Below are 16,568 nucleotides of genomic sequence, written 5' to 3' on the forward strand. Positions count from 1 at the left end.
AAGCATCGGTTTGGGTCCAGATACCGTGTCCAGGAATACCGGCTACATATTCAACGCCATAATTCTTTAGGGTTTGGGCAACAATCTGACTACCCGTTAATCTCTTCTTCATTAATAACTTCCTTGGTTTATAAATAGGTGGCTAATTAGAAAAGATTAATTTTGCTTACGAGTAGCCCAAGCTATACCTTGCTTAGTTAGTAAACGAATATTTGGGTCCGAGAGATTATTGGTATCATGGCCAATAGAATGATAGAAAACACGACCATCTCCCCAATTGCGTACCCAAGCTACAGGACTTTTATGGCCTTTTAGCCATGGCATAGGATCACCATCGAATGTTGTTTCCGCAAGTACATGTATATTAGGGTCTACCTCCATGTAATATTGTTCAGAACGGACTTCAAAATCACTAACGCCTTGTGTAACAGGATGAGATGAATCAATCATATTAACCATATAAGGTTTTGGATAAGCCTCGCCAGCTGGATGTTCAACAAATGAGCCACCAAGTACCCAGTGATATCGCAAACTAGATCTAAATGCAGCGCCAGCTCCATGGATTCCAACTAGGCCTGTTCCTGATTCAATGGCTTTTAGGAGATGATTCTCTTGTGAGGGGGTTAGTGTTTCTGTTGTTACAGCATTATTCCAGCCAATAATTATTAAATCATAGCTGGTTAAATCACGATCTAATGTAAAAATATCAGTACTTTCTTCAACAACATAATCTAGCTCTTTTAGTAAATTGAGCATCCATGCAGCAACTTCATAAGGGTAATGGCCAGGCCACCCACCGTACAAATACAAAACTTTAGCCATTTTCTTCTCCGAAATCCAATTTTCATATTAGGTTATACGTATAACCTAACGTAAAATTAACGATAACAAAAAAAATTGTCAATCCTTAAAAGATGAATAAAGTTTTTGTCAAAAGGCTGTATGTAGGAAATAACGTACATACTATGACTTAAATGAAATATGCTATAAGTACAAAGTTGTTTAGTTTCATACTTATTTTTAAGTTAATTTGGAGAAAATTAATGGTTTCGATGAAGGATGTTGCAAAAGAGTGTGGGGTCTCACAGGCAACAGTTTCATACGCTTATAACGGATCTCCTAAAGTATCAAAAGAAATGCGTGAGTTAATATTCAAAACGGCAGAAAAGATAGGTTATATGGGGCCGGACATTAGGGCTAAAAGTCTTAAGTCTGGAAGAGTAGGTGCTATAGGCTTAATGGTGATGGATCAATTAGCTTATGCATGTACTGATCCGTGGGTTATCACGCTATTGCAGGGTATTAGTAGTGTTGAAGAATTATCAGATGTCGCATTAACTTTAATACCGATTAATAATTCAAGATTTAAGGATGGGGTGGGAACAAATGAATATAGTCTTGCAACACGAGGATTGGTTGATGGCCTTATTATTTCAACGCTGCCAGATAATCATCCAGTAGTAAAAGCTATTATTCGACAAAAAATTCCTGCTGTAATCTTGGATGCACCATTAGTTGAAAATATAAATTACATCGGTATAGATGATAGAAATGCAGCAATTAATCAAATGGAACATATATTATCTTTAGGTCATAAAAATATTGGAATTATTATAGAACGCTTAATACCAGATGGTTTTAAAGGTTTTATTGATGAAAAAAGATTAAAAAAATCAACAGAAATGATTTCTAGAGAACGCTTATATGGATATCTAGAAGCAGCTAAAAAATATGGAATTAGTTTTTCAGATTTGCATATTTATGAGGCAGGAGGATTTAATATTAAAGATGGTAATATAGCTACATCTATATTACTGAAAAATAAAGATATAACAGCTATTGTGGCAGCTTCTGATGTGATGGCGATTGGCAGTTTAAATTTTGCTAATCAGCATGATATTAATGTTCCAAATAATTTATCTATTATTGGCTTCGATGATATACCTGAAGCATCTATACATGGTTTAACTACTATTCAACAACCACTTTTAGAAAAAGGAGCTTACGCTGCCAAGTTACTTTTAGAACTTCTTAACGAAGAAAACAACCTAAAGATCCATAAGAAAATTTTTGAAACTAAGTTAGTAATCAGGAGTTCTACTTCTGTTCTAAATATAAATTAAATTTTTGAATGCGTCATATTGCGCATTCTCAAACTTAAGTGCGAAATTAAGGAGACAAAATCAATATGCTATATATTGCGGCTGAATAACAGGTCGTGAGTATACAAAATGGAATTAACCCATAATACAACTTTAGCCAAATATAGTTCACTAGTTGTGGAAGTGGAGTCAGCAAAGGAAGCTGGTTTTAAAAGCCTTGAACTATCTGCAAAGAAGGTTGCGGATTATCTAGATGCTGGTTTTACAGAGTCTGACCTTAAAACTTTACTTAAAGGCTTAACTATTTCAGGAATGGGATATTTAGTTAATATAGAAAAACAGGGGCTTGAACGGGAAGATTTAATTACTGATGCCCGAAAAATATTTAGTCTTGCCCAAAAAAGTGGTGCAAAGGGTGTTCAGGTTTTGAGTGGACCTCTTGACGTAAATGCTGTTATTAGTCATTCCGAACAAAAACAATTTAATGGTTATAAAGGCCTGTTAGGTCTAGAAATTGATGAGATCATAGAAAAAACAGCACAAAATTTATCGATCTTGGCAGATGTAGCTCAAGAGTATGGTTTAGTAATTTATCTAGAAGCTCTGGCATGGACCCCGCTCAAAAGGCTAGAAGATCAAATTAAAACAATTCAATTAGCAAACAAGAATAATATCAAGATAATTATTGATTTTTGGCATTTGAATACTTGTGGGAATACTCCGGAAGATGTCAAAAAACTAGATAAGAACTTAATTTATGGTGTACATGTTTGTGATGGTTTAGAGAATAGTTCTGCTATACCAGAAGAAGTTAAATTAAGAAATGTCGACTTAGGTCAAGGAGTTATTCAATTAGATAAATGGATAGAAGCTGTTAAGGCAACCGGTTATGAGGGTTGGTGGGCATCCGAAAGTTTTTATAAGAAAGAGCATCAAGATTCACCATTAGAAAATGCGCAAAAGCATTATAAGTATCTTGAAACACTAATTCTTAATTAATCAAATCTTTAGGATGTAAGATGAGTAATTTAAATATTGAAATGAAAAAGCCATCTTTCGATTATATTGTGATAGGAGGTGGCTCTGCTGGAAGTACAATTTCAGGCAGATTAAGTGAGAACTCGAATAATTCTATTCTTTTGTTAGAAGAAGGTCCTAGGGATAAAAGTATTTATATTCATATTCCTGTTACTTATTATAAAACAGCTCAAGGTCCATTACTCAAGCGCTATAATTATGTAAGGAGCGCAGAACAAACACCACAACATGAAGCGACGATGGTTCAAGCCAAGGTATTAGGTGGGGGGAGTTCAGTTAATGCTATGCTTTACTTAAGAGGTAATGCAAACGACTATGCTGATTGGGAAAAAGCAGGTGCAAAAGGTTGGGGATATGAAGACGTAATTAAATATTTTAAGAAATCAGAAGATAATAATACTTTTCATAATAAAGTACATGGTGTCAATGGACCTCTTGGAGTATCAGATTGTTCGTATAAACATAATTTATCTCGCGTTTGGTTAAAGGCGTGTCAAGAATATGGTCTTCCTTTTAATGCTGATTTCAACTCAGGTGAGCAACAGGGATGCGGTTTTTACCAAGTTACAATTCGAAATGGTCGTCGCTCGAGTGCATCCAAAGCTTATTTATCAAATAAAAGAGATAATTTAACCGTTCAAACGGGGTGTAAAGTTTTAAGAATTATTTTTGAAGGTAACCGAGCTGTCGGCGTTGAATTTATTAAGAATGGAAAAAAAGAAACTGTATATTCCAAAAAGGAAATAATTGTTTCTGCTGGTGCTTTTGGTTCACCTCATCTTTTATTATTATCTGGATTAGGCCCAAAAGAAAATTTGAAAGAGCACGGTATTCCTGTTGTTAAAGATTTACCTAATGTTGGACAAAATTATCAAGATCATATTGAAATGTCCCTTATTTATAAGCTTAAAGGTGCTTTCAGTTATGACAAATATAAAAAATTACAGTGGCAAGCTGTAGCGGGACTTCAATTTTTGTTATTTAATGCTGGACCTGCGACATCAAATATTATTGAAACAGGTGCATTCTGGTGGAGTTCTCAAGGGAAAACGTTACCAGATCTACAATTATTTTTCTTAGCAGGTGCAGGGATTGAAGAAGGTAAAGATGGGGTTCCTGGTGGTAATGGTTGTACGATCAGTATTACACAAACACGCCCAGAATCTGTAGGCTATATTAAACTACAAAGTTCTGACCCATATAAACAGCCTTTAATTGTTCCCAATTATATTACATCGCCAAATGATTTAAAAACTTTAGCGGATGGAGCTAAATTGGTGCAAGACATAATGTCCCAAGAGGCTTTTAAAGATTATGTTGAAGTAAGTCATGTTCCAGAAAAACCACTAAAAACTCAGGAAGATTTTGAAAATTTCGTTCGTAATGAGGCTTATCCTGGTCTTCATCCTTGTGGCACATGTCGAATAGGGGAAGATGAAACTACCTCAGTTGTAGATCCTGAATTGAAAGTTCATGGTGTCGAAGGGCTACGAGTTGCAGATGCATCGGTTATGCCTAATGTAATCTCGGGAAATTTAAATGCTGTAACGATTATGATTGGTGAAAAAGCTGCAGATTTAATCTTAAATGGTTAAAACTATAAGCTGAGTTAGACGCTACTTCTAGCTCAGCTTATGATATTCAAAATTAATTATTATTCAAATTTTTCTTGAATGATAAATTTCTGACCTTATTTGCAGCATTAGATAGCCTTTCTCTATCTAAATTTCCTGAAGCAACTGATAGACTAATATATTGAGCAATTTGATCAAGATCATTTTCAGAACTCAATAATAATAAATCAACTCCTGAATTCAGTGCTTGAACAGCAATTTCATCTATTGATTTACCTCTTAGTATTGCTGGAGCATCTAGATCGTCACTGACTATTAAACCTTTATAATTTAGATCTTCTTTCAAAAAATTTATTAACTTTTGAGAGGTTGACGCAGAATTCACCTGATCAAAAACCTCTACAGCTGCTGGTCCTAACATTATTCCAGCAGTATTAACTTTAATAGCTGAACTGAAGCTAACTAAGTTGCTGATAATTGTTTCTTTATCTGTAGTTAACAAAGTATCTTCTATTGCTGGATCTTTTTCTAAATGATTATATCCCGGAAAATGTTTAGTAACACAGTCAATCTCCAATGACTGTAGAGCTTCAATAAATATTTTAACTAACTGGCTAATATTATATGAAGTTGTTTTAATTTGTCTGTCTTTCAACCAGGGATTTGACCCAGTTATAATATCAGCTATTGGTCCTAATACCATAGTAATACCCAGTTGCTTTAAAGCCAACGCTTTGTTTTTATAATAACTATATAATTCTTTTTCACTAATATTATTCAAATCTTTCCATTCTAGATCTACTTTTCCATCTAATCTATTTATACCATATGGCTCAAAATCTATAACCACATTAAGGTTAGGTTGAATTGTTTTCGCCCAACAGAATAAATCTATAAAATCAGTTTTCTTTTCAATATTTATCCGTTTTTCATTCATTCTTCTGTTTACATATTCTTCTCTCGTTTCACCTAATAGAATACTGCATCCACCTTTCCTTAGAAAAGGCTCTGCAATATTTCTAATATTCAAATCATTAAACGCTGGCAGTAGTACTGCATATGTATCTTGTTGAATTGTATAAGACATTTGAATCCTTTTTTAAAATGGAGTGAACTGGTATCAATTTTTAATAATATTTTAGAGGAAATTACTTTTATACTTCGCAATTTAGATAAGTAAGAAGCAATGTGAAGTTATTATAAAGATAATTAAGTATTACTTAAATTTGCGTCAACTTTAAGTAATTTGCGAAGTTTTAATTACTTAACTAATTTTTTATATTTAGAATTAAAACAAGGACAGTATGAAGATAGATATGATAAAAAATTTGTCATCAAGAGAATTGCTTAATATTTCGATCAGAAAACTTGGTTTATATAGTAATAATTTAACAGATGCTGCAGTTTTATTAGCTATAACAGATGAATCTGAACCTAAGATTTTGTTAACTAAGAGATCTGAATTTATATCTCATCATCCTGGAGAGATAGCTTTACCAGGTGGATGCCTTGAAAAAAATGATAGTTCAAATCGTGAGATAGCTTTACGAGAAGTACATGAGGAATTAGGCCTAACCGAAAAAGATATTACATTTATTGGTGAGTTACCTCTACAAAACTCTTTAGGTGGGCTAAAAGTTACTCCCTTAGTTGCTGTTATTCCACCGGATTTAAAAATTATAAAAAATATTAAAGAGGTCTCTGAAGTTTTTTATATACCTTTAAATTATTTCTTAATTAACGATGTTAAGCCATACAAGGGCAAATACCCAGAGGGAGAAGTAGAAGTTTCATGTATTGAATATAATAAAGAAATAATTTGGGGCTTAACTGCACGAATAATTCTTTCGTTATTTGAAGTTACGGTTGGGTATAAAAAAGATTGGACGTTTTATTCTCAAGAAATTGCTTAACGGCATAATAATCAAGTATAGGAAATTATTGATGATTAAAAATTTTAAAGAACAAATTACATTAAATGATGGTATGAATATCCCTAAATTAGGATTAGGTGTCTGGCAGGCAACAAATCAAGAAGCAAGTTTTGCAGTACGTGAAGCTTTACAACATGGATATGGTTTAATCGATACAGCATCGATTTATGGAAATGAAGAAGGAGTAGGTATCGGTATTAGAGATAGTGGAATAGATCGAGATAATATTTTTATTACAACTAAAGTCTGGAATGACTCTCATGGAGAAAAGGCTACTACAATGGCTCTAGAGAAAAGTCTGGATCTTTTAAAGCTCAACTATATTGATTTATATCTAATTCATTGGCCAGTGGCTCAAAGAGAAAAATATCTTGAGACTTGGCAAACACTTATTAAATTAAAAGAAAAAGGTCTAATTCGCTCAATAGGAGTGGCTAATTTTCATAAGGAACATTTAGAGAAAGTAATAAAAGAAACTAATATTTCACCAGTTCTAAATCAAATTGAACTTCATCCATATATGCAACAGCATAAGATGAGGAGTTTGAATAAAAGTTTGAATATTCAAACACAATCTTGGAGTCCATTAGCTCAAAATAAAGCATTAAATAATGAAATTATTAAGGATATTTCTACAAAATATAATAAAACGCCTGCGCAGATTATCATACGTTGGCATCTCCAGAATGACTTAATTTTAATTCCAAAAACGACTAAATTAGCTCGAATTAAAGAAAATTTTGATGTTTTCAATTTTGAATTAGAAGATGAAGATCTCAATAAAATAGCTTTACTTGATAGAGAAGAGCGTTTAGGCCCAGACCCTGATACTTTTGAATAAAACTTTAATCAGGTGAATATGGCTGATCAAAGTGAACCAGCCACAATATTTAAGTTGATTAGGGTATTGAAGAAGAAATCAACCTGATAATTCATTTTTACATCTATAGGTAAAAATATGCCTTGGTTGCTCATATTAGGAAAGGAATAATGACATTGTATGTGTCGTCAGTGACAACTTATATGTCGCGTGATGAGCAAAGCCTTATATATGGTAGGTTTCCAAATCTTTTATTTAACATAATATACATTATACGAACAGTTATATAGTTTCAACTAATCCCTAGTTATTTCTATCGTACATTTAACTCAACTTGTTAACTATGAAAATTAAATCTTAAATATTTCATAAGCTTACTTTGTTTTATGAATTTGAGTGAAAATGCAGTTTTTTAAATAATTTTTTAAAAACTAACTCAACTTGTTACTTCTTTCTTAGAATTACTTATCTACTCTTTCTATGCTCATTACCTCACATGAATTATCACTGTTAAATTTTAAATATATCTGTGACATGGCGAAATCCATAAAGTTTGAGCTTTGGAATTTACCTTTTTGATTCTTAGGGTTAGTCATCATCTGTAACCACTGAGTTAAAGAATAAAAATAACATTCGGCCATCCCCATAAGGCTGTGATCAAAAAAATGCATAATTTCTTTTTCCCATGAAAATTGAAAGGAACAAAAAATTTAAAAAGCCCAACTAGCTTACTAATCAGGCTTATTTAAAGAACATTTAAACTTTAAAGCGCAATATCAAACTCTGGGCTAGCTACTGTAGGCTGTAATCGAGCACGTTGCTTTTTAAAGTGTGGAAGAACGTGTTCACCAAGACGGTATGACTCTTCAAGATGTGGATAGCCTGCAAGAAAGAATAACTCTATGCCAATGCTATTGTATTCTTGAATACGCTCAATAATCTGTTGATAGCTCCCTACCAAAGCAACACCAGGTGGCACACCAATATATCCAAATCCAGACCAAACATTTGGATGGATGAAAAAGTCGCTAACATTTTTACTGCCATCTTTTTCGGCATACTCTTTTTCGAAGCTTAATACGCGCGCTGAGCGTAAACCCGCATGGGCTGCTGCCGCGTGTAAACGTTGCTTTTCAGCGGCTTCATCGAGAAAGCGCTGTGCCTCTGCCAATGCTTCTTGTTCAGTACGGCGAGCAATGGTATCGATTGATAGACCAAATTTTATATTTTCACGACCATACTTTTTTGCACGAGCACGTACGTCTGCAATCAATGCGGCAATTTCTTCTGGTTTTTCAGCTCGCATTAAATAATAGTCGGCATGTTTTGCTCCAAACTCGCGAGCAGCCTCTGAAGAACCTGCTGTGCAAATAATGGGAAGACTTGCTTTATTCAGTGGATATTTTAGACCACCGCCTTCTGCCGAATAGTACTTCCCTTTATAGTGAAATGAAGGATTATTCCAATATCCTTTTACAACATCTAGAAATTCTGTAGCACGTGCATAACGTTCATCGTGAGGTAAGTCATCGCCTACTTGACGTTGGATGACTTCCGAGCCGCCATTAATAATATTCCAAACCAGTCGATTACCCGTTGCACGCTGATAAGTTGCCGCAGTTTGTACAGCATTATATGGACTAAAATGATAGGCCTGAAATGCAGTCACAAAGTTAAGTTTTTTGGTTTCTCTTGCCAGCAATGAACATACTGTCCAAGGCTCTTCACCCGTTGGTGCATTCACCATGAGTGCACCAGCAAAACCATTAATTTCTGCTGCCCGTGCTACCTGACTTAAGTAATCAATATAGGTAAAATCGTCACCTACTTCATAGTTCGAAACCGCTCCAGTATTTTCAACATTTTCAATATTGGCCCAATCACCACGATTACGTGGGTCACCGGGTAAAAATTCTGTTTCGCCATGAAGCGGTAAACGTGTAAAAAATTCAATTCCCATTATTTTCTCCTTAAAGCAAAGCTTAGAATTTTGCAGTGAGAGAAACACCAACTTGACGTGGGTTTCCATAGGTTAAGACATATTGTCCAGCAGGACCATTTGGTCGCCCATGAACTTGATATTCTTCGTCTAGCAAGTTTTTAACGTAAGCATTAACTTGGTATTTATTATTTGCGCTGATATATCCAACGTTCGCGTTCCATAAGGTGTACCCTTTTTGACTCAAGATTGGGTCAACAGAATAATCTTGACGATTTACTAAGAAAAACTCACGGTCACGATATTTTGCATCTGTGCCCACAATAACTCGTGCTCCACTATCAAGATTAAAGGTATATTCACCCCCTAAACCGATGGTGTACTTTGGAGAACGAACCAAGCTGTTACCTGTATTGTCAGCATTTACGACATTGGTTACTGGGTTTTTATCAACAAAGTCGGTGTATTCACTGTCTAAATAAGCGCCTGCAAAACGTAGGCGTAAGTTATCGGTAGCTAAATAATCTAACTCTAATTCGGCACCTTTTACTTCTGCTTTAGGTCCATTTGCCAAAACTGAGGTTACCCCTCCACCTTGTCCTTCTGTTGCAACTAATAAATTTGTTTGAATATCTTTGTAGTCGTAATAGAAAATATTAGCATTGGCGGTTAAATTGCCTTGTAACAAGCTAGACTTCAAACCTAGCTCATAGCTATTTAAATATTCAGGGTTAACATCTGCAAGTTGCGTCAGGCTACTTGAAAGTCCGGTGTTAAAGCCGCCTGAACGGAAACCTCGAGCAAAACGGAAGTATGTGTTGATATCAGGAGTGATTTCATATTCTGGCGTAATGTCGTAGGTCAGCTCATTCCATCTCTTTTTACGACTTGTTGAACCATTTGCATTCGGTGCTGGGTTATAAACCGCATTACTGTACCCATCCTTTTGCCACCAACTACCTTTGGTGTAATCGCCTGAGGTAATTTGAACAAGATCTAGATCAATGTCTTTTTCTTCACTTGTCCAACGTAAACCACCTGTTACTTTAAATTTATCGGTAAATTTATAGGTACTGTTACCAAACAAAGCAAAACTTTGTGTCGTCTGATTATAGGTAATATCTCTAAAAGCTGGTGTTCCCGCAGTCTGAGCTGGAGCGCCATTAGGTAATGTTTTATTTACCCGCGCACTTACACCTGTTGAATCTAAGTCTTCATTAAAGAAGTGGAAACCTGCGATCCAACTGAGTCTTTTTTCAGCATCAGAAGAAACACGAAACTCTTGGCTATATTGGCGCCACTCATTATCGCTATAGCTTCTTGCTACATCGTAAGGCGTATAGTCACCATCAGAAATAGATTTTTGAGTGGTTTTATCAAACGCTGTAATGGATGTAAAAGTATGACCGCCGCCTAAATCTCCTGTTAAGGTGAGTGAAGCGCCATCATGTTGGATTTTATTACTTTCAGGTAAATCTAAATTTGTATCTCGGCCTTGTGGTCTTTCATAAACACCCCAGTATTTTCCAATACTTAAAGAGCCATTATTGCCAAGACCATTATAAGTTTGGCTATGTAGATTGACTAAAGCATTCCAATCATCATTAATTTTTCCTAATATCTGGAAGCGAAATGATTTTTTATCTACATCCCCGTAGTTTTCACCATTGGCTAAATTTTTTGCATAGCCATCGCGGTCTTCTGAATAGAATGCTCCTCGCACGGCAACGTTATCTGATATAGCCCCATTCACGGCGCCTTCAAAAGTACGAAGATTATGGTCACCTATTCCTATTGTTCCATAACCAGTCGGTTTATCTGTAAAAACAGGTTTTCGTGAAATGTAATTCACCGCACCAGCCGTGGTGTTTTTACCGTAAAGCGTGCCTTGTGGACCACGTAGAACCTCAATACGTTCTAAATCGAATAAATCTCCAGCACCAGCAACAGGCGCATTTAAATAAACCCCATCTGCATAAATACCGACTGGAAAAACTGTAGAGGGTGCAACATCGCCAGTTCCTAAACCACGAATATACCAACGTGGTCGGCTATCGCCATCTGGGTTTTCAGCTGCTGCATTGGGCGTATAAGTTAAAACATCACCAATAAATGTTGAGCCTTTCGCAGCCAAATCTTTACCCGAAACTGCTGTAATTGCAGTTGGAACTTTTTGAATGTTTTGTGCACGATATTGTGCAGTAACGATGACATCGCCTAGTTTTTTTACATCTTTAGCATTTACCACTTGAGCTTGTTGCTCAGCAGGAATTGCATCAGCATCATCGTTCGCTAAAGCTAATGTCGAAACACTCGCCGTTACTCCCCACATAGCAGTTAAAATACTCTGCCTAATTTTTGTAACCTTAAACATGGTGACTCCATTTAAATAAATCTATTCTTATATTGGCAACTTCTATGCCATTTAATTTATGTAAACAATTTCAAATACTTAATAAAAATTTAAAAATAAAAATGATTCAATGCTGCTGATAGATAGACAGTCTGAAAGGTATTATTGTTGTTATTTCAACATTCACGATTTAACGTGTTTTATATCCCGTATTAATAATAAAGCCATACGGACGTATGGCTTTTTAAGATTCTTGGAAATGATTGATTGGTTTTAAAATTTATAACTAAATTGGCCTTGTACAGTCAGAGGTCGCATTGGTTGTAAAAACTCACTATTCGCTCCTGCCAAACCATTCACAAAATTTCGTTCATTGGTTAGGTTAAGAATGTTAAGGCCCACCGTCCACTGTGGCTGGCGATAATAAAGACCTAAGTCCAGATTATAGTTATTCGGTACTTTCACGGTTTGACTTAAGTTTGTGTACCAGTAGCTTGTCCACCATCCCGAAAGGTTAACCCCAAAACCAGACTGATGTTGGTAATCTACATAAGCACTTGCAGAGTATTTGGGAATTCCTGCTGCATCATAACGTCCGGCTTTACGTTGGTTTAAAGCGTTATTGTCTCCCCAAACCGTAGCATTGTCCGCATGAAAGCCAAATGGTGAAAAACCAGCAGGTATAATAGAGCTGTATTCAGCATCTAAATAAGTGAAATTGCCCCCAATCGCTATATTTTTTTGAAGTTGCCATCTTAATGATGACTCAATACCTTTTATTTCAAAGCGAGCCATATTTCCGTTCGTATCGGGCGATAAATCTCGTTTTTGTTCAAATCCACTTAGGGTTAAAAATAACTGGTCAGTAATAGGTTCATATTTAAATCCTACTTCTTTTAGCTCACTTTGACTGTCAAAAGCTAAAGGATTAAGTTGATTTCCAGCGCCCCAAATCAAGAAAGGCCCAAATACTCCCGTATTTAATGCAGTGCTTTTGTCATAAGTAAAATAGAGTGTGCTTTTCGCAGTAGGCTTAATAAACGTACTCAGTTGATAGCTCAATAGACTATATTTGTCACTCGAAGAACGGACATCTGTTGGGGTTAAAACAAGTGGGTTTTCAAGTTTTGCTCTTATAGAACTATGGTTAATACCTAAATTAATACCGAATACATCGTTAAAGGTAAAGTTTTGTTGAGTGAATACACTCAACGTATCCCAGAAACCAGAACCCGTATAGACAGCACCTCCTCCATTCGGTGGAAAGCCACCTTTTTCTGCATATAAACCATTTCCAATTGGGTACATGCGCGGTAAATTTAAATAACCAAAATATTGAGAATATTGAGGCACTCCGGCTTGTCCAATCCAACCTCCTGTTGAACCGCTATTGTTAATTAACCCCAGTAAATCACCAGGATTCTTCTGCGATGGATCATTGGTTAAATCATAAGGATTAATATTAAAACTATTATTTGCAGCTAAAGAGGTAAACTTCTCATGACGATATGTTCCTCCGGTACTGCTTTTATTATTAATTTTTACGCCAGCTATTTCAAAATCATAGTCACCTAAAAATTCTAGTCGGTTATCAATTAACTCATGATCTAAATCTGTAAAAAAGCTTCCAACAGAGTCGCCTAAATCTTTGTTATTTTGATAGAGCGTACTGTTTGCAATAGACCAATGGTCATTTAAATCTTTAATTACTTTTAATTGAGTGCTAAATCGCTTGGCACTATTTTTATCTTCACTACGTCCTGAAACATTATCATCTAGCTTGACCAATTCATTACCAGGGATTGATGGATCGTAGACCCAACCTTTAATGTTTCCTGCTTGATCAGCAGTTGAGTTCGGTAAAGGCGTGGTCTGAACTCCACCAACAGCAACATATTGGTTTTTATCGTTCTTCTGACGAGTTTGCCAACCAATGACTTTAGAATTTGCCGCACCTGATTCAAATACTGGAGACCAAAAAGTCGAACCGTTTTGAATAATAGGCGTAGCCCTACCTTTGTAATAAAGGCCATTATCAACCGATTGTTGCGATGCTCTATTCCAGCCATGTGTGACATTAAAATCGTAATAGTCATCGTAACTGATATTCCAATCGACCCTTAAACGATCATTTGGACGCCAAGCAAGTGCCCCATAAAATGCATTAAAATTATTTTTCACATTGTCATAATAGTCATCTGTCTTTTGTGCTGTTGCGCTTACGCGAAATGCTAATTCTTTTGAAATGGGTGCCGTATGATCAATACTGACAGAGAAATTCGGCTCTGCGCCTTTACCTGAGTAAATGGAACCTACAGTCCCAGAGATATTGGTTTCGGCTTTATTAAAATTAGGCTTTTTGGTCAGGTAGTTAATATATCCGCCAGAACCTGAAGTCGGTGCAAAAATTACACCTGTTGGCCCTGCCACAATATCGGCTCCTTCATAAGCATTAAGATTGGTTGGATGGCGAGTACTGTAAATGCGTTGACTATCTTGAAAAACTTCCGAGTTCTGTCCACGAATTTGTGGAGCAAAGTTAGCATTTTGTCCCCCGCCTCGCGTAATGCTAGGTGCATATTTGACGAGATCATCAGCACTGCGAATAACATCTTCTCTAAATTGTTGTTCTGACACTTGGGATACTACACGCGGGGTATCCAATACAGAGCTATCCGTTCCATAAATTGAGGTAACTTTGCGTTTAGGAACTACGGTAGTTTTCTTGGTTGCTCCAGTAACGACTACATCGGACAAAGTAATTACATCACTTTCAGAATCACCTGCTTGCTGTGGCGTTTCTTCGGCAAAAACATATAACGGTAAAGTCGCCCCTAATACGCTAAGCGCAATAACTAAAGGTTTTAATTGAAAAGGCTGTCTCATATCACACTCAGTAAAGTAAATTTACAATGCGTTACGCAAAGCCTATGCCAACCATTAAATGCCCAAATAATTTACCCTAACCATTTGATTCAGTTGTTTTTAATTTCTCATTGTTTACTTATCAATTCTATTCATGTTTATTTTTTCAACAAAGCTGTTGAAATAGAGACACTCACCAAAAACAATAATTATATAAGATATTGATAAATATAGTAAAATTATATAAAGATATTGGCATTTATTCTGCAATACCTTAGAAGATGAAGATCTAATCAGGTATTTATAATGACAAATCAAACATTTCAGTTATCACGTCGAAAATTTTTAACGCAAAGTCTTACGGCGCTAGGTGGCGTCTCTTTGTTGGGCAGTTTATCAGGTTGTGGCCCCTCTCCAGATAATAGTAACGAATCAAAAAGTACTTCTTCAGCAACGCCTAAGCATGGAGGAGTTATACGCTTGGGGCTGATTGGAGGACAACAATCAGGCAGTTTAGATCCTCATCTTTCAGCATCGGGAAGTGGTATTACACGAGGTTTCGCTATTTATAATAAGTTATGGGAATGGGATGAAAATATGCTGCCCCGACTTGCTTTAGCGGAGTTTGCCGAACCTAATCATAATGCAAGTGAATGGACCATCCGTTTACGCAAAGGCTTAGAATTTCATCACGGTAAAACCATTACGGCAGATGATGTGATCTTTTCAGTGAAACGTCTAACAGATCCTAAACTCGCTTCACCATTTCGCAATCTGGTGCAGTGGATTGACCGAGATCGTATTCAAAAACTAGATGAATATACCGTTCGTATTCCTTTCATTAGTACGATTCCCGGCTTTGTTGCATTGCCCGAAACTTGGGTAAACTTTGGAGGAATTGTACCAACTGACTTCGACCCTATTCATAATCCAGTCGGAGCTGGTCCATATAAAGTCAAAGAGTTTATTCCGGGGCAGCGTTCTGTTTTTACTCGTTTTAATAATTACTTTAAAGCAGACAAACCTTATGCAGATAGTTTTGAAGTGATTGATTTTAAAGATCAGGTTTCTCGATTAAATGCTTTATTGGCTGGACAAATTGATGTAGCAAATGCGATTTCACCTGAATATATTAAAATTTTGGAGCAAGCAAAACACATTCAAACTATACGCTCTGCGACCAATACGCATAATAGTTTTGACTTTAATACCCAACAAGCGCCGTTTAATGACCCTAGAGTGCGCCAGGCATTCCGTTTGATTGCAAACCGAGAAGAGTTGGTACAACGAGGCTTAAATGGGCAAGGTCGAATCGCTAACGATCTTTATTCGCCGCAAGACCCAGCCTTTCTCAATCTGCCGCAACGCCAACAAAATATTGCCGAGGCAAAAAATCTATTAGCCCAAGCAGGTTTTAAAGATGGTTTGAATGTAGAACTTGTTACCCCAGTGAGTAGCGCTCAACCGGCATTAATTTTTGCCGAGCAAGCGAAACAAGCCAATGTGAATATTCGAGTTAAACAAGTGGATTTGGCAACGTTTAATGGCCCTGACCGCAGTAAGTGGCAGTTATCGAGTAATGCGTCCAATGTCGGCACGCCATATTTATCGACGGCCGTTGTTAACGATGCTCCAATTTCCACCACCAATCGTGTGAACTTTAAAGACCCTGAATATAGTGAGTTATTTTTTAAAGCACTGGCAGAGCCTGATTTAGCCAAACGCAAAATCCATTTAGCGCAAGCACAAAAAATTCAACATGAACGTGGTGGAATGCTCATTTGGGGATTTAGCCATACGATTGACGCAGCAGCTAAAAATATTGGTGGTTTAGCGCCTGAGCATACAATTTTTCCGACATGGCGCTTTGAAAAACTCTGGAAAGCTTAATACTCGTCTGTAATCACAATATAAAAAAAGCTGCCGAAGCAGCTTTTTTTATG

Annotated in this window: 11 protein-coding genes; 6 read left to right on the forward strand and 5 right to left on the reverse strand. The window is 36.2% G+C overall.

Annotation, left to right across the window (positions count from 1 at the left end; genetic code table 11):
• Positions 1-156: 156 nt before the first annotated feature.
• Entirely contained in the window at positions 157-822 is a 666-nt protein-coding gene (locus KNQ97_RS00005; protein WP_024437599.1) for a ThuA domain-containing protein, read from the reverse strand.
• Positions 823-1,043: 221 nt separating this feature from the next.
• On the opposite strand from KNQ97_RS00005, the gene KNQ97_RS00010 reads away from it, so the two are divergent.
• The 3 genes from KNQ97_RS00010 to KNQ97_RS00020 all read left to right on the forward strand — a co-directional run bounded on the left by KNQ97_RS00010 (position 1,044) and on the right by KNQ97_RS00020 (position 4,735).
• On the forward strand, positions 1,044-2,123 hold the full coding sequence (locus KNQ97_RS00010) for a substrate-binding domain-containing protein (RefSeq protein WP_253611624.1): 1,080 nt from the start codon (positions 1,044-1,046) through the stop codon (positions 2,121-2,123).
• Positions 2,124-2,231: 108 nt separating this feature from the next.
• Complete coding sequence (locus KNQ97_RS00015; RefSeq protein WP_253611625.1) at positions 2,232-3,101, forward strand: sugar phosphate isomerase/epimerase; 870 nt, start codon at positions 2,232-2,234, stop codon at positions 3,099-3,101.
• 20 nt (positions 3,102-3,121) lie between these two features.
• Positions 3,122-4,735 (forward strand): GMC family oxidoreductase, encoded by a 1,614-nt coding sequence (locus KNQ97_RS00020; RefSeq protein WP_253611626.1) that lies wholly within the window; start codon positions 3,122-3,124, stop codon positions 4,733-4,735.
• A 52-nt stretch (positions 4,736-4,787) separates the two neighbouring features.
• Here the strand turns inward: KNQ97_RS00020 and KNQ97_RS00025 are convergent, their stop codons facing one another.
• Complete coding sequence (locus KNQ97_RS00025) at positions 4,788-5,801, reverse strand: glycoside hydrolase family 3 N-terminal domain-containing protein (protein WP_253611627.1); 1,014 nt, start codon at positions 5,799-5,801, stop codon at positions 4,788-4,790.
• A gap of 217 nt (positions 5,802-6,018) precedes the next feature.
• On the opposite strand from KNQ97_RS00025, the gene KNQ97_RS00030 reads away from it, so the two are divergent.
• Together KNQ97_RS00030 and KNQ97_RS00035 are read left to right on the forward strand one after the other, a co-directional pair.
• Positions 6,019-6,627, forward strand: coding sequence for a CoA pyrophosphatase (locus tag KNQ97_RS00030; protein WP_024432744.1), 609 nt, complete (start codon positions 6,019-6,021; stop codon positions 6,625-6,627).
• A gap of 31 nt (positions 6,628-6,658) precedes the next feature.
• A complete protein-coding gene (locus tag KNQ97_RS00035; RefSeq protein ID WP_031946949.1) occupies positions 6,659-7,489 on the forward strand; it encodes an aldo/keto reductase in 831 nt (276 codons plus the stop codon).
• A gap of 742 nt (positions 7,490-8,231) precedes the next feature.
• Here KNQ97_RS00035 and KNQ97_RS00040 read toward each other — a convergent pair.
• The 3 genes from KNQ97_RS00040 to KNQ97_RS00050 form a co-directional block, all read right to left on the reverse strand.
• Positions 8,232-9,428: an LLM class flavin-dependent oxidoreductase gene (locus KNQ97_RS00040; protein WP_057076290.1), complete on the reverse strand. Its 1,197-nt coding sequence runs from the start codon at positions 9,426-9,428 to the stop codon at positions 8,232-8,234.
• Positions 9,429-9,450: 22 nt separating this feature from the next.
• Positions 9,451-11,781 (reverse strand): TonB-dependent receptor, encoded by a 2,331-nt coding sequence (locus tag KNQ97_RS00045; RefSeq protein ID WP_367398805.1) that lies wholly within the window; start codon positions 11,779-11,781, stop codon positions 9,451-9,453.
• A 252-nt stretch (positions 11,782-12,033) separates the two neighbouring features.
• Positions 12,034-14,646 (reverse strand): TonB-dependent siderophore receptor, encoded by a 2,613-nt coding sequence (locus KNQ97_RS00050; protein ID WP_253611628.1) that lies wholly within the window; start codon positions 14,644-14,646, stop codon positions 12,034-12,036.
• 285 nt (positions 14,647-14,931) lie between these two features.
• Between KNQ97_RS00050 and KNQ97_RS00055 the strand changes: the two genes are divergently transcribed.
• Positions 14,932-16,515: an ABC transporter substrate-binding protein gene (locus tag KNQ97_RS00055; RefSeq protein WP_253611629.1), complete on the forward strand. Its 1,584-nt coding sequence runs from the start codon at positions 14,932-14,934 to the stop codon at positions 16,513-16,515.
• Positions 16,516-16,568: the final 53 nt, after the last annotated feature.

The organism is Acinetobacter sp. UC24323 (genome assembly GCF_024151445.1).
GTDB classification, from domain to species: domain Bacteria; phylum Pseudomonadota; class Gammaproteobacteria; order Pseudomonadales; family Moraxellaceae; genus Acinetobacter; species Acinetobacter baumannii.

Coding starts and splice junctions, on each gene's coding strand:
- KNQ97_RS00015 (WP_253611625.1), top strand. CDS start 2,232: ATGGAATTAACCCATAATACAACTTTAGCCAAATATAGTTCACTAGTT.
- KNQ97_RS00050 (WP_253611628.1), bottom strand. CDS start 14,646: ATGAGACAGCCTTTTCAATTAAAACCTTTAGTTATTGCGCTTAGCGTA.
- KNQ97_RS00035 (WP_031946949.1), top strand. CDS start 6,659: ATGATTAAAAATTTTAAAGAACAAATTACATTAAATGATGGTATGAAT.
- KNQ97_RS00040 (WP_057076290.1), bottom strand. CDS start 9,428: ATGGGAATTGAATTTTTTACACGTTTACCGCTTCATGGCGAAACAGAA.
- KNQ97_RS00010 (WP_253611624.1), top strand. CDS start 1,044: ATGGTTTCGATGAAGGATGTTGCAAAAGAGTGTGGGGTCTCACAGGCA.
- KNQ97_RS00045 (WP_367398805.1), bottom strand. CDS start 11,781: ATGTTTAAGGTTACAAAAATTAGGCAGAGTATTTTAACTGCTATGTGG.
- KNQ97_RS00025 (WP_253611627.1), bottom strand. CDS start 5,801: ATGTCTTATACAATTCAACAAGATACATATGCAGTACTACTGCCAGCG.
- KNQ97_RS00005 (WP_024437599.1), bottom strand. CDS start 822: ATGGCTAAAGTTTTGTATTTGTACGGTGGGTGGCCTGGCCATTACCCT.
- KNQ97_RS00020 (WP_253611626.1), top strand. CDS start 3,122: ATGAGTAATTTAAATATTGAAATGAAAAAGCCATCTTTCGATTATATT.
- KNQ97_RS00030 (WP_024432744.1), top strand. CDS start 6,019: ATGAAGATAGATATGATAAAAAATTTGTCATCAAGAGAATTGCTTAAT.
- KNQ97_RS00055 (WP_253611629.1), top strand. CDS start 14,932: ATGACAAATCAAACATTTCAGTTATCACGTCGAAAATTTTTAACGCAA.